This window comes from Pseudomonas sp. WS 5059 (genome assembly GCF_012985525.1).
In the GTDB taxonomy this organism is placed as follows: domain Bacteria; phylum Pseudomonadota; class Gammaproteobacteria; order Pseudomonadales; family Pseudomonadaceae; genus Aquipseudomonas.
Genome location: NZ_JAAQWO010000004.1, coordinates 272,923 through 285,465, shown reverse-complemented (window position 1 = coordinate 285,465; position 12,543 = coordinate 272,923). Strand labels below are relative to the sequence as shown.

General features: G+C 61.8%; 15 protein-coding genes and 1 pseudogene. 13 read left to right on the top strand and 3 right to left on the bottom strand.

The annotated features are described in order from the left end of the window. Positions 1-35 precede the first annotated feature (35 nt). Both phaC and HBO12_RS13685 read left to right on the top strand, forming a co-directional pair. Positions 36-1,718: a class II poly(R)-hydroxyalkanoic acid synthase gene (gene phaC, locus HBO12_RS13690; protein ID WP_169952408.1), complete on the top strand. Its 1,683-nt coding sequence runs from the start codon at positions 36-38 to the stop codon at positions 1,716-1,718. Between the two features lie 27 nt (positions 1,719-1,745). Next, on the top strand, positions 1,746-2,366 hold the full coding sequence (locus tag HBO12_RS13685; RefSeq protein ID WP_170042385.1) for a TetR/AcrR family transcriptional regulator: 621 nt from the start codon (positions 1,746-1,748) through the stop codon (positions 2,364-2,366). 82 nt (positions 2,367-2,448) lie between these two features. Here the strand turns inward: HBO12_RS13685 and HBO12_RS13680 are convergent, their stop codons facing one another. From HBO12_RS13680 to HBO12_RS13670, 3 genes are all read right to left on the bottom strand, one after another. After that, positions 2,449-3,408 carry a phasin family protein gene (locus HBO12_RS13680; protein ID WP_169952412.1) on the bottom strand — a complete coding sequence of 320 codons (960 nt, stop codon included), beginning with the start codon at positions 3,406-3,408 and terminating at the stop codon, positions 2,449-2,451. An 11-nt stretch (positions 3,409-3,419) separates the two neighbouring features. Continuing rightward, positions 3,420-3,842 (bottom strand): phasin family protein, encoded by a 423-nt coding sequence (locus HBO12_RS13675; protein WP_076961706.1) that lies wholly within the window; start codon positions 3,840-3,842, stop codon positions 3,420-3,422. A 138-nt stretch (positions 3,843-3,980) separates the two neighbouring features. Next, positions 3,981-4,256, bottom strand: a complete 276-nt coding sequence (locus tag HBO12_RS13670; RefSeq protein ID WP_032862236.1) for a polyhydroxyalkanoic acid system family protein — start codon at positions 4,254-4,256, stop codon at positions 3,981-3,983. A gap of 155 nt (positions 4,257-4,411) precedes the next feature. On the opposite strand from HBO12_RS13670, the gene ubiE reads away from it, so the two are divergent. The 11 genes and pseudogenes from ubiE to HBO12_RS28750 all read left to right on the top strand — a co-directional run bounded on the left by ubiE (position 4,412) and on the right by HBO12_RS28750 (position 12,435). Beyond that, positions 4,412-5,182 carry a bifunctional demethylmenaquinone methyltransferase/2-methoxy-6-polyprenyl-1,4-benzoquinol methylase UbiE gene (gene ubiE, locus HBO12_RS13665; protein WP_003209306.1) on the top strand — a complete coding sequence of 257 codons (771 nt, stop codon included), beginning with the start codon at positions 4,412-4,414 and terminating at the stop codon, positions 5,180-5,182. Then, complete coding sequence (locus tag HBO12_RS13660; protein WP_170042384.1) at positions 5,182-5,805, top strand: ubiquinone biosynthesis accessory factor UbiJ; 624 nt, start codon at positions 5,182-5,184, stop codon at positions 5,803-5,805. The genes ubiE and HBO12_RS13660 overlap by 1 nt, the downstream gene beginning before the upstream one ends. Then, positions 5,802-7,406, top strand: a complete 1,605-nt coding sequence (gene ubiB, locus HBO12_RS13655) for a ubiquinone biosynthesis regulatory protein kinase UbiB (protein WP_169952416.1) — start codon at positions 5,802-5,804, stop codon at positions 7,404-7,406. Before HBO12_RS13660 ends, ubiB begins: the two co-directional genes overlap by 4 nt. A 64-nt stretch (positions 7,407-7,470) precedes the next feature. Beyond that, complete coding sequence (gene hisI / locus HBO12_RS13650; protein ID WP_169952418.1) at positions 7,471-7,863, top strand: phosphoribosyl-AMP cyclohydrolase; 393 nt, start codon at positions 7,471-7,473, stop codon at positions 7,861-7,863. Positions 7,864-7,865: 2 nt separating this feature from the next. After that, positions 7,866-8,198 (top strand): phosphoribosyl-ATP diphosphatase, encoded by a 333-nt coding sequence (locus tag HBO12_RS13645; protein WP_029295998.1) that lies wholly within the window; start codon positions 7,866-7,868, stop codon positions 8,196-8,198. Between the two features lie 27 nt (positions 8,199-8,225). Beyond that, on the top strand, positions 8,226-8,504 hold the full coding sequence (locus tag HBO12_RS13640; RefSeq protein WP_170042383.1) for a twin-arginine translocase TatA/TatE family subunit: 279 nt from the start codon (positions 8,226-8,228) through the stop codon (positions 8,502-8,504). 10 nt (positions 8,505-8,514) lie between these two features. Next, positions 8,515-8,922, top strand: a complete 408-nt coding sequence (gene tatB / locus HBO12_RS13635; RefSeq protein ID WP_170042382.1) for a Sec-independent protein translocase protein TatB — start codon at positions 8,515-8,517, stop codon at positions 8,920-8,922. Beyond that, on the top strand, positions 8,919-9,710 hold the full coding sequence (gene tatC / locus HBO12_RS13630) for a twin-arginine translocase subunit TatC (protein ID WP_170042381.1): 792 nt from the start codon (positions 8,919-8,921) through the stop codon (positions 9,708-9,710). The genes tatB and tatC overlap by 4 nt, the downstream gene beginning before the upstream one ends. Then, positions 9,707-10,414, top strand: a complete 708-nt coding sequence (locus HBO12_RS13625; protein WP_170042380.1) for a 16S rRNA (uracil(1498)-N(3))-methyltransferase — start codon at positions 9,707-9,709, stop codon at positions 10,412-10,414. Before tatC ends, HBO12_RS13625 begins: the two co-directional genes overlap by 4 nt. 104 nt (positions 10,415-10,518) lie before the next feature. Then, positions 10,519-11,532: pseudogene (locus tag HBO12_RS28755) on the top strand (methyl-accepting chemotaxis protein); the annotation flags it as partial. Between the two features lie 30 nt (positions 11,533-11,562). After that, positions 11,563-12,435 (top strand): methyl-accepting chemotaxis protein, encoded by an 873-nt coding sequence (locus tag HBO12_RS28750; RefSeq protein WP_407073435.1) that lies wholly within the window; start codon positions 11,563-11,565, stop codon positions 12,433-12,435. Positions 12,436-12,543: the final 108 nt, after the last annotated feature.

Sequence of the window (12,543 nt, the reverse complement as noted above, 5' to 3'; positions counted from 1 at the left end):
TGCTTGTTGGCGAATTGACGAAGGAGTGTTGACCCATGCGTGACCGACCCGTAAACGTCCCGGCGCCTACACCCGCCGCGTTCATCAATGCACAAAGTGCGATCACCGGGCTGCGCGGCCGGGATCTGCTGTCGACCCTGCGCAGTGTCGCCGCCCATGGCTTGCGCAACCCGCTGCACAGCGCGCGGCATGCGTTGGCATTGGGTGGGCAATTGGGCCGGGTACTACTGGGTGAAACCGTGCACGAACCCAACCCCCACGACAGCCGCTTCGCCGACCCCACCTGGACCCTCAACCCCCTGTACCGGCGCAGCCTGCAAGCTTATTTGAGCTGGCAGAAACAGACCCGGCATTGGATCGACGACAGCAGCCTTAGCGAAGACGACCGCGCGCGGGCGCATTTTGCCTTCTCGTTGCTCAACGATGCGGTGTCGCCGTCCAACACCCTGCTCAACCCGCTGGCGATCAAGGAGTTGCTCAACTCCGGCGGCAACAGCGTGGTGCGTGGCATGAGCAACCTGTTCGATGACTTGCTGCACAACAACGGCCTGCCGCGCCAGGTCACCAAGCAGGCCTTCGAGGTCGGCAAGACGGTGGCCACCACGCCTGGCTCGGTGGTGTTTCGCAATGAACTGCTGGAGCTGATCCAGTACAAGCCCATGAGCGAAAAACAGTACGCCAAGCCGCTGCTGGTGGTGCCGCCGCAAATCAACAAGTACTACATTTTCGATTTGAGCCCAGCCAACAGCTTCGTGCAGTACGCCCTGAAAAACGGCCTGCAGGTGTTTATGGTCAGTTGGCGCAACCCCGACGTGCGCCATCGCGAGTGGGGCCTGTCGACCTACGTGGCGGCCCTGGAAGAGGCCCTGAACATCTGCCGGGCGATCAGCGGCGCCCGTGAAGTGAACCTGATGGGCGCCTGCGCCGGGGGCCTGACCATCGCCGCCCTGCAAGGCCATCTGCAAGCCAAGCGCCAACAACGGCGGGTCGCCAGTGCCACCTACCTGGTAAGCCTGCTGGACAGCCAGATCGACAGCCCCGCCATGCTGTTTGCCGACGAACAGACCCTGGAAGCGGCCAAGCGCCGCTCCTATCAACAGGGCGTGCTGGATGGCCGCGACATGGCCAAGGTCTTCGCCTGGATGCGCCCCAATGATCTGATCTGGAATTACTGGATCAACAACTACCTGCTCGGCAAGGAGCCACCGGCGTTCGACATCCTGTACTGGAACAACGACAACACCCGCCTGCCGGCAGCCTTGCACGGCGATCTGCTGGATTTTTTCAAGCACAACCCACTGAGCCACCCCGGTGGCCTGGAAGTCTGCGGCACGCCCATCGACTTGCAGAAAGTCACGGTGGACAGCTTTAGCGTGGCAGGGATCAACGATCACATCACGCCCTGGGACGCGGTCTACCGCTCAACCTTGCTGCTGGGCGGCGACAAGCGCTTCGTGCTCTCCAACAGCGGGCATATCCAGAGCATCCTCAACCCGCCGGGCAATCCCAAGGCGAATTTTGTCGAGAACCTCAAGCTGAGCAGCGACCCCCGCGCCTGGTACTACGACGCCAGCCACATCGAGGGCAGTTGGTGGCCGCAGTGGCTTGAGTGGATCCAACAACGCTCCGGGGTGCAGCGCGAAACCCTGACGGCCCTGGGCAACCAGAACTACCCACCGATGGAAGCGGCGCCGGGCACTTATGTGCGAGTGCGCTGAGCTCAACGATCAGACTAAGAAGACTGGATGAAAACCCGCGACCGGATCCTTGAATGTGCCCTGCTGTTGTTCAACCACAAGGGCGAACCAAATGTTTCAACCATGGAGGTGGCCAATGAAATGGGGATCAGCCCCGGCAACCTCTATTACCACTTCCATGGCAAGGAACCCCTGGTACTGGGGCTGTTCGAGCGTTTTCAGGGGGAGTTGGCGCCGCTGCTCGACCCGCCGGCCGATGTGCAGTTGGCACCGGAGGATTACTGGCTGTTCCTGCACTTGATCGTCGAGCGCATGGCGCACTATCGGTTCCTGTTCCAGGACCTGTCGAACCTGGCCGGGCGCTTGCCCAAGCTAGCCAAGGGCATTCGCAACCTGCTGACCGCGCTCAAGCGCACCCTGGCTTCGCTGCTGGCGCGGCTCAAGGCCGAAGGGCAGTTGGTCAGCGATACCCAGGCACTGGGGCAGTTGGTGGAGCAGATCACCATGACCCTGCTGTTTTCCCTGGATTACCAACGCATCCTCGATCGTGAGGCCGAAGTGCGGGTGGCGGTGTATCAAGTGATGATGCTGGTGGCGCCGCATCTGTTGATGCCGGCGCGGTTGGCTACCGAGCGTTTTGCACTCAAATACCTGGATGACACCGATTAACAATGTGGGGTGTGCTGTTGCAAGCGCCCAGTAAAAACGCCCGACCTTTGCAGGCCGGGCGCTTTTATTTGTCCCGTGTAAATCAGGACTGACTGGATGGCGTCGGGGTGGCCGGCGTTACAGTCGGGGTCGCTGCGGCGGGCGTCGGCGCGGTGGCCGAGTTGGTCGCAGGTGCCGGGGTTGCAGGCTTGGCCGCTACAGCAGGCTTGGGCGTTGCAGGTTTCTTGGCTACGGCCGGCTTTTTCGCTGCTGGCTTTGCCGCAGGTTTTGCCGCTGCTGGCTTGGCTGCAGGCTTCGCGGCGGCCGGTTTGGCAGCGGGTTTTGCTGCCACTGGCTTGGCAGCCGGCTTGGCCGCAGCCGTTTTTGCCACAGGCTTGGCAGCAGGTTTCGCTGCCGGCTTGGCCGCTGGTTTTGCAGCAGCTTTAGCCGCTACTGGCTTCTTGGCAGCAGGCTTGGCGGCAGGTTTGGCTGCTGCCGTTTTCGCCGCTGGCTTGGCTGCAGGTTTAGCGGCTGGCTTGGCCGCGGCCTTGACCAGTGGCTTGGCCGCGGTTTTCGCCGCAGGTTTGGCCGCAGCCGTTTTCGCGGCCGGCTTGGCAGCAGGCTTGGCCGCTGCTTTGACGGGAGCGACTTTAGCACCGGTCAGCTTTTCGATTTGCTTGGTCAGGGTATCGACCTTGCTGTGCAGCGCCTTCACTTCATTGCGGCTCGGCACGCCCAGGCGCGAAATAGCACTGTTCAGGCGCTTGTCGAGTGCACCTTCAAGTTCGCCCCAAGTACCCAGTACCTGCTTTTTCGCATCACTGATACGGGACTTGGCCGAACTCGCGCTCGCCTTGGCCGCATCTACTTGTTTACCGACTGTGCTCTTGGTCAACTTCTCGGCCTTCTCACCGTCTTTAACCAAAGTCTCGAAGAGTTTACTGCCGTCACTGTCGATCTTCGAGTACACGCCTAAACCAGCCAGCCAGATCTTGCGGGAGTATTCTTCAACTTTCCCGACCCAAGAGCTGCCTTCTTTCTGAGTAGTCTTTTTAACAGCCATCCGATGTCTCCTTAGTGTTTACGCGCGACACGTTCGAGCAATGCCGTTAGCTCATCGAGCTTAGCAGAGAGTGTCTCCACGTCATGTTTAGACGCAATGCCGATTCGATTCAAGGCACTTGCAACACGCGCGTCAAAAGCCTTCTCGACTTTATCCAGTTGCACTTCGACGCGACCTTTGACGCTGGAGACATTGCTCTTAACGTAATCAATCTGACTGTTGGCGGCATCAAGTTGTTCATTCACAACTTTTTTGCCTTTGCTTTCAACATGTTGACCGGTCTTAACGAGCTCCTTGAAGTACTCGCTGCCTTCGCTGCCGACCTTCGCGTAAGCCCCCAAACCCGCCAGCCAGATCTTGCGAGCATAGGTTTTAACGTCGCTCAGAGCGCTGATTTGGGTGTCGATTTTTTTCTTCAAAATAACTTTGGCCATGGTGCACCTCACGCATAAAAGGGTGGAGGAACTGCCCACAGGAGTTGAGGGCTGAGTACAAAGTAGGGAGAAAAATTAGAATCGGCACCCTAAGAACAGCACAATGAGCCTCCAGCCAATGCGGCGCGCAGTCGCAGATCAGGCCAGGGCTTTATCCAGGGCCTTCTCGATTTCGGACTTGATGGTGCCACTCATGGCCGACATCAACAGGCCCAGTTCCACTTCAATCCTTAACGAATCCTCGGCCACTTTCAGCGTGCCTTTGACGCCGGAACGCTTGAGGTTCAACGTGTCGCCAGACCAAGATGGCTCCAGGCCATATTGTTCCTTGAGTTTATGCGCCAACTTCTCGGCTTTCGCCCTGGCAGCTTCCTTACCCAGTGCGTGGGCACGTTCAATCTGTATGCGGGCCATTTGAATGACTCCTCGTTATAAAGACGTATTGAGCACCCTGCTTACCCGCCATGCGGCAAAAGGTCTCGGCGGCCACCTATCTTACCTTCAGCCTTGCCAAGACAAAGCATGCCTTGGGGATTAGAATGCCCCCATTCTCTTTTGGTGACAGCGATATGACTGATCAGCGCAAAGGCAGCGATGCCGAACCCACCACTCACTTCGGCTTCAAGAACGTCCCGGAAAGCCAGAAAGCGGAAAAAGTCGCTGAAGTGTTCCACTCCGTGGCCGCCAAGTACGACCTGATGAACGACGTGCTGTCGGGCGGCATGCACCGCCTGTGGAAACGGTTCACCATCGAGTTGTCCGGCGTGCGCACCGGCAACCGGGTGCTGGATATCGCCGGTGGCACCGGCGACCTGGCCGCCAAGTTCTCCAAGCTCGTTGGCCCCACCGGCCAGGTGGTATTGGCGGACATCAACGGCTCGATGCTCAAGGTCGGCCGCGATCGCCTACTGGACAAGGGCGTGGCCGGCAACATCGAGTTCGTCCAGGCCGACGCTGAAAAGCTGCCGTTCCCCGACAACCATTTCGACTGCGTGACCATCGCCTTCGGCCTGCGCAACGTGACCCACAAGGAAGACGCCCTGCGCTCGATGCTGCGGGTGCTCAAGCCCGGTGGTCGCCTGCTGGTGCTGGAGTTCTCCAAGCCGACCAACGCGCTGATGTCCAAGGTCTACGACACCTACTCGTTCGCCTTCATGCCGTTGATGGGCAAGCTGATCACCAATGATGCCGAGAGCTATCGCTACCTGGCCGAGTCGATCCGCATGCACCCTAACCAGGAAACCCTGAAGTCGATGATGGTCGAGGCCGGCTTCGACCGCGTGACCTATCACAACATGACCTCCGGTATCGTCGCCCTGCATCGCGGCATCAAGCCCTGATGTTGTTCACGGGCCTTCTCGCCAGTGTCGAACACGGCCTCAACCGTGTCCTGCGCCTGGACAGCACCGCCCTGGCACGGCTGGCGCACCTGAACGGCAAGATCATTGCCGTCGATTGCACCAGCCCGGCCTTGCAGCTGTTTATCCTGCCCAGCGACGAAGGCCTGATGCTCGCCGCGCACTGGGCCGCCGATGCCGACTGCACCCTGCGTGCACCGGCGGCGAGCCTGCTGCGCCTGGCCTTGAGCCGTGACAAGACCGCGATCCTGCACGGCCCCGAGGTGACCCTTGAAGGCGACAGCGCGGTGCTGATGGACCTGGCCGCCGTGCTGCAAGACCTGGAGCTGGACTGGGAATACGAGCTGTCGCGCTGGCTCGGCCCGGTGGCCACCCAGTTGATCAGCGGGCACCTGCGCAGCCTTTCGCGCTGGTACCAGCCGGGTTTCGCCAGTCTCAATAAGAACCTCGCCGAATACCTGAGCGAAGAATCGCGCACCCTCGTCGGACAACGGGAAGCCGAAGCGCGCTTTCGTGAACTCGACCAGGCCAAACTCGACCTGGAACGGCTTGAGGCGCGCTTCGAGCGCCTGAGCCGCTCCCTTGATCCAAGCGATAACGCATGAAGCTGCTCGCCGTCCGCCGTCTGTTCCGAATCCAACGCGTCGTCATTCGCTACCGCCTCGATGACCTGCTGTTCGCCCTGCCGCTGCCGTGGTTGTTGCTGGCAGTGCGCTACGTGCTGCCGTGGCGCTGGTTCCCGCGCAAGACCCTGGACCTGAGCCGTGGCGCGCGCCTGCGCCTGGCCTTGCAGGACCTGGGGCCGATCTTCATCAAGTTCGGGCAGATCCTGTCGACCCGTCGCGACCTGCTACCCGAGGATATCGCCGACGAGCTGATGCTGTTGCAGGACCGCGTGCCGCCGTTCGACTCACAGCAGTCGATGAAGCTGATCGAAGAACAGCTGGGCAAGAAAATCAGCGAAGTGTTCAGCCGTTTCGACGTCGAGCCCCTGGCCTCGGCCTCGGTTGCCCAGGTGCACGCCGCGCAGCTTAAAACCGGCGAAGAGGTGGTGGTCAAGGTGATCCGCCCTGGCCTCAAGCCGATCATCGGCCAGGACCTGGCGTGGCTGTTCATTCTGGCCCGCGCCGCCGAGCGTTTCTCTGCCGATGCGCGCCTGCTGCACCCGGTGGATGTGGTCGCCGACTACGAAAAAACCATCTACGACGAACTCGACCTGTTGCGTGAAGCAGCCAACGCCAGCCAGCTCAAGCGCAACTTCGAAGGCTCGCCACTGCTGTACGTGCCGCAGGTCTATTGGGACTGGTGCCGGCCAAAGGTGCTGGTGATGGAGCGCATCTACGGCGTGCAGGTCACGGACCTGGCGACCCTGGCCGACCAGCGCACCGACATGAAGATGCTCGCCGAGCGTGGTGTGGAGATTTTCTTCACCCAGGTGTTTCGCGACAGCTTCTTCCACGCCGACATGCACCCCGGCAATATCTTCGTCAGCACGGTAAATCCATGGAGCCCGCAGTACATCGCGATCGACTGCGGCATCGTCGGCAGCCTCACCCCCGAGGACCAGGACTACCTGGCGCGCAACCTGTTTGCCTTCTTCAAGCGTGACTACCGGCGCGTGGCGCAATTGCACATCGATTCGGGCTGGGTGCCGGCCGAAACCAAGCTCAATGAGTTCGAGGCAGCAATCCGCACCGTGTGCGAGCCGATCTTCGAAAAACCGTTAAAAGATATTTCATTCGGCCAGGTACTGATGCGCCTGTTCCAGACCGCGCGACGCTTCAATATGGAAGTGCAGCCGCAACTGGTGCTGCTGCAAAAGACCCTGCTCAATATCGAAGGCCTGGGCCGCCAGCTGTACCCGGACCTGGACCTGTGGAACACCGCGCAACCGTTCCTCGAACGCTGGATGCGCGAGCGCGTCAGCCCGAAAACCCTGCTGGGCAACCTGCAAAGCCAGGTCGAGCAGCTACCGCACCTGGCCAACATGACCCGCGACCTGCTCGAGCGCATGTCCCAGCCCCACGCCAAGGACCCGGCGCCGCCGTGGCACCAGCGCAAGGACGACTGGTTCCTGCGCCTGCTGGGCGCGGCGCACCTGGGCGGTGGCGCGGTGCTCGCAGCCGGTGGGCCGTTGAACGAGCTGGGCCATTGGCCGGCCGGGATCATGGTCGCCGTGGGCCTTTATCTGGTCGTGCGTCGATAGGCCGACCGGTTATACACTGTTGCACATTGCCGGGGCGGGTCGCGCACGGCTGTCGGAGTCGAAGATGAAAGACTGGCTGGACGAGATCAAATGGGACAGTGACGGCCTGGTGCCAGCCATTGCCCAGGACCACAAGACCGGGCGCATCCTGATGATGGCCTGGATGAACCGCGAGGCCCTGAGCCTGACTGCCGCCGAGCAGCGTGCCATCTACTGGTCACGTTCCCGTGGCAAACTGTGGCGCAAGGGCGAAGAGTCCGGGCATGTACAAAAGCTGCACGAAATGCGCCTGGACTGCGACGCCGACGTGATCGTGCTGATGGTCGAGCAAGTCGGCGACATCGCCTGTCATACCGGCCGCCACAGCTGCTTCTACCGAGTGTTCGAGAACGGCGCGTGGAAAACCGTCGAGCCGGTGCTCAAAGACCCGCACGCCATTTACTCGGCAGGACATTGAACATGAGCGATACCCTGAACCGTGTGGCCCAGGTGCTGGAGGACCGCAAAGGTGCGGACGCCGACAGCTCCTATGTCGCCAGCCTGTACCACAAGGGCCTGAACAAGATTCTGGAAAAACTCGGCGAAGAATCCGTCGAGACCATCATCGCCGCCAAGGATGCTGAAATCAGCGGCGATTACAGCGATGTCATCTATGAGACCGCTGACTTGTGGTTCCATAGCCTGGTCATGCTCGCCCAACTGGGGCAGCACCCACAGGCCGTGCTGGATGAACTGGACCGTCGCTTCGGCTTGTCCGGGCACGCCGAAAAGGCCTCGCGCCCGTCCGCCTGAATAACTTTCTGACTGAGGAATTGCAGCATGGGCATTTTTGACTGGAAACACTGGATCGTCATTCTCGTGGTGGTCGTCCTGGTGTTCGGTACCAAGAAACTGAAGAACCTGGGCACTGATGTCGGCGAATCCATCAAGGGCTTTCGCAAGGCCATGAACGACGACGAAAAGCCGGCCGATACCGGCGCCACCCCGGTTCCACCGGCGCAACCTGTACACCCGCAGGCGGCACAGCCGATCACCGAGCGTCGCACCTTCGACGTACAGGCCGAGAAAGTCGAAGAGCCGTCCCGCAAAGACTCGTGAGCACTGACTAATGTTTGGTATCAGCTTCTCTGAACTGCTGCTCGTCGGCCTCGTTGCCCTGCTGGTGCTGGGGCCTGAACGCCTGCCCGGCGCCGCGCGCACGGCCGGCCTGTGGGTCGGGCGCCTGAAACGCAGTTTCAACGCCATCAAACAGGAAGTTGAACGGGAAATCGGCGCCGACGAGATTCGCCGGCAACTGCACAACGAACACATTCTGTCCCTGGAGCAGGAAGCGCGCAAAATCCTCGCGCCCCAGCAACAGGCGCCGACACCGGTTGAGCCGGTGGCCGAGCAGAGCATTGCGCCGGTGGCCGAGACAGCCCCGATCGCCACGCCCGCTCCCCCAGCAGAGCCTGCGCCGACGCCCGCCGCGTCGCCCGCTCCCCACGACCCTACATTGCCGCCGCGAGCCCCATGAGCGCTGATAAACCGGAAAACGACCAGCATATGCCGCTGGTCTCGCACCTCACCGAGTTGCGCACCCGCCTGCTGCGGTGTGTCGCGGCGATCTTCGTGATCTTTGCCGGGCTGTTTGCCTTTACCCAGCAGATCTACACCTTCGTCTCCACGCCGCTGCGCGAGTACCTGCCGGTGGGCGCGACGATGATCGCCACCGACGTGTCCTCGCCGTTCCTCACGCCGCTCAAGTTGACGATGATGGTGTCGCTGTTCTTGGCGATCCCGGTGATCCTGCACCAGATCTGGGGCTTTATCGCACCGGGCCTGTACAAGCATGAAAAACGCATCGCGGTGCCGCTGTTGGTGTCGAGCATCATGCTGTTCTACACCGGCATGGCGTTCGCCTACTTCCTGGTGTTCCCACTGATCTTCAAGTTCTTCGCCGCCGCTACCCCGGCCGGTGTGGAAATGATGACCGACATCACCAGCTACCTCGATTTCGTGATGACGCTGTTCTTTGCCTTCGGCGTGGCCTTCGAGATCCCGGTGGCGGTGGTGCTGCTGGTGTGGATCGGCGTGGTCGACGTGAAGTACCTGCGCAAGATCCGCCCGTACGTGATCATCGGCTGCTTCGTGGTCGGCATGATCCTGACCCCACCGGATATCTTCTCGCAAACCTTGCTGGCCGTGCCGATGTGGATGCTGTTTGAAATTGGCATCTTGTTTGGCAGCCTGATAAGCAAGCGCGGCGAACACCCGGATGACCAACCCGCCGATGACGACCAGCCGCCAGCGACCCAATCGTGAACCTGCTGCTGCTTGAAGAGGCCGACTTTATCGCGCCCGACCGGGTCGTGCTGCGTGACCGGCGCCTGGTGCACATGCAAGAAGTGCATCGCGCCGCGGTCGGCGACAGCCTGCGCGTGGGGCGCATTGGCGGCTTGATGGGCAATGCACAGTTGCTGCGCCTGGAAGCGGGCGAGGCCGAGCTGCAAATCAGCCTCGACCAGCCGCCACCGGCCAAGTTGCCACTGACCCTGCTGCTGGCCCTGCCACGCCCGAAAATGCTCCGTCGGGTGTTGCAGACCGTAGCGTCCATGGGTGTGCCACGGGTGGTGCTGCTCAACAGTTATCGGGTCGAGAAAAGTTTCTGGCAGACCCCGTTCCTGGAGCCCGAAGCCATCCGCGAGCAACTGATCCTCGGCCTGGAACAGGCGCGGGATACGGTGCTGCCCGAGATCGTCATCGAAAAACGCTTCAAGCCCTTCGTTGAAGACCGCCTGCCGGCCCTGGCCCAGGACACCCTGGGCCTGGTCGGGCATCCCGGCGATTACCCGGCCTGCCCACGCGGCCTGGATGAACCGGTGACCCTGGCCATCGGCCCCGAAGGTGGCTGGATTCCCTATGAAGTGGACTTGCTGGCCAAGGCCGGCTTGCAGCCGGTGCAACTGGGCGCGCGGATCCTGCGCGTAGAAACTGCCGTGACCGCCCTGCTCGCCCGCCTCTTCTAACCCTGCCCCTCCAAACACCACGGGGCTTTGTGCCGCTACAGAATCCCGCTCGCATGCCGATACCCTCAGGATAAGTCCAAGCCTTGTTCAGGGGAGTTCACCGCATGTACCGTTGGCTAGCTGAAAAACTGGGGAATGTGAGCGTCAATCGCAAGCTGAGCGTGGGCTTTGGCCTGGTCTTGGTCCTCACGCTGCTGATCACCTTCACCGGCTGGACGGGCCTGAGTGGCGTGATCAGCCGTGGCGATAAACTGGGTTTTATTTCCAGCCTCAACGAACTCACCAAAGACCTGCGCCAGGCCCGGCTGGACTATGAAATGCGCCGTGGCGAACAAGGCCCGGGGCTGGTCAACGAGCTGATGGATAAACTCGACAGCGGCCTGAAGACCGCGCGCAGCCAGATCGAGCAACCGGCCGATGTCGCCATCATCGATGAGCAGTTGGCCGCCGTCGCCAAGTATCGACAGGCCTTTGGCGCCATGGTCCAGGCCGGTGCCCACCGCGAAGATGCACGCAGCAAGCTTGGCGCTACCGCCGACAACGCCGTCGGGCGCGTCGCGGAAATCGAAAAAGTCCTGCTGCAAGGTGACAGCGTCCCCCAGTTCAACAGCGCGGTCGAACTGAGCAAGTTGATCCAGCAGGCGCGTTTCCAGGTGCGCGGCTATACCTACAGCGCCAAGGTCGAAGCTGAGCAACCGGCGCTGGATGCCATTGCCAACGCCCTGAAGAGCGCCGACAGCCTGCGCAGCCAACTGCCGGATCAATACAGCGCCAACCTGCAGGAGGCCAGCGACTCCCTCAAGGCCTACCTCGCCGCCGTCAGTCAGTTTCGCGATTCCCAGGTGGCCAGCGCCGCAGCCCTCAAGGCCATGGCCGAGCAAGGTGACCTGCTGTTCGAGCGCAGCAAAAAACTCACCGCCTCCCAAACCATCATCCGCGACGCCGACGCCGCACAGGCCAAGTTCCTGTTGATGCTGGCCACCGCCTTGGCGCTGGTCTTTGGCATGGTGGCGGCCTGGGCGATTACCCGGCAGATCGTGATTCCACTGAGCCAGACCCTCAAGGTCGCCGAGCGCGTCGCCGCCGGTGACCTGACCCATGATCTGGTTTCGCAACGCCAGGACGAATTGGGCCAACTGCAACGCGCCATGCAAAGCATGACCATGGGCCTGCGCGACCTGATCGGCGGGATCAGCGACGGCGTGACGCAAATTGCCAGCGCCGCCGAAGAGTTGTCGGCGGTTACCGAGCAGACCAGCGCCGGGGTCAACAGCCAGAAGGTGGAGACCGACCAGGTCGCCACCGCGATGAACGAAATGGCCGCCACCGTGCAGGAAGTGGCGCGCAATGCCGAGGAGGCCTCGGAAGCCGCCGTCGCCGCCGACCAACAAGCCCGCGAAGGCGACAGGGTGGTCGGCGAAGCCATCGCCCAGATCGAGCGCCTGGCCGGCGAAGTCGGCAATTCCACCGAGGCCATGGGCCATCTCAAGCGCGAAAGCGACAAGATCGGCAGCGTGCTGGACGTGATCAAGTCCGTGGCCCAGCAAACCAACCTGCTGGCACTCAACGCCGCCATTGAAGCGGCACGCGCCGGGGAAGCCGGCCGTGGCTTCGCGGTGGTGGCCGATGAGGTGCGCAGCCTGGCGCAGCGCACGCAAAAATCCACCGAAGAGATCGAAGAGCTGATCGTTGGCCTGCAAAGCGGCACCCAGCAGGTGGCGACCATCATGGACAACAGCCGCGGCCTCACCGACAGCAGCGTCGAGCTGACCCGTCGCGCCGGCAATGCCCTGGGGAACATCACCCGCACGGTCTCGGCCATCCAGGCGATGAACCAGCAGATCGCCACCGCCGCCGAGCAACAGAGCGCCGTGGCCGAAGAGATCAACCGCAGCGTGCTGAACGTACGCGATGTGTCCGAGCAGACCGCAGCAGCCAGCGAAGAGACTGCCGCCTCCAGTACCGAACTGGCGCGCCTGGGCACCCATCTGCAATCACTGGTCGGCCGCTTCCGGGTCTGACCCCTGCCCTTCGCGGCGATCCGTCCGGGTCGCCGCTCGCAGCTTGTGAAATTTCCTACACGTTTTTCAGTCCATGATCGGTACACCTGGCGCCTACGCCGACTAGCG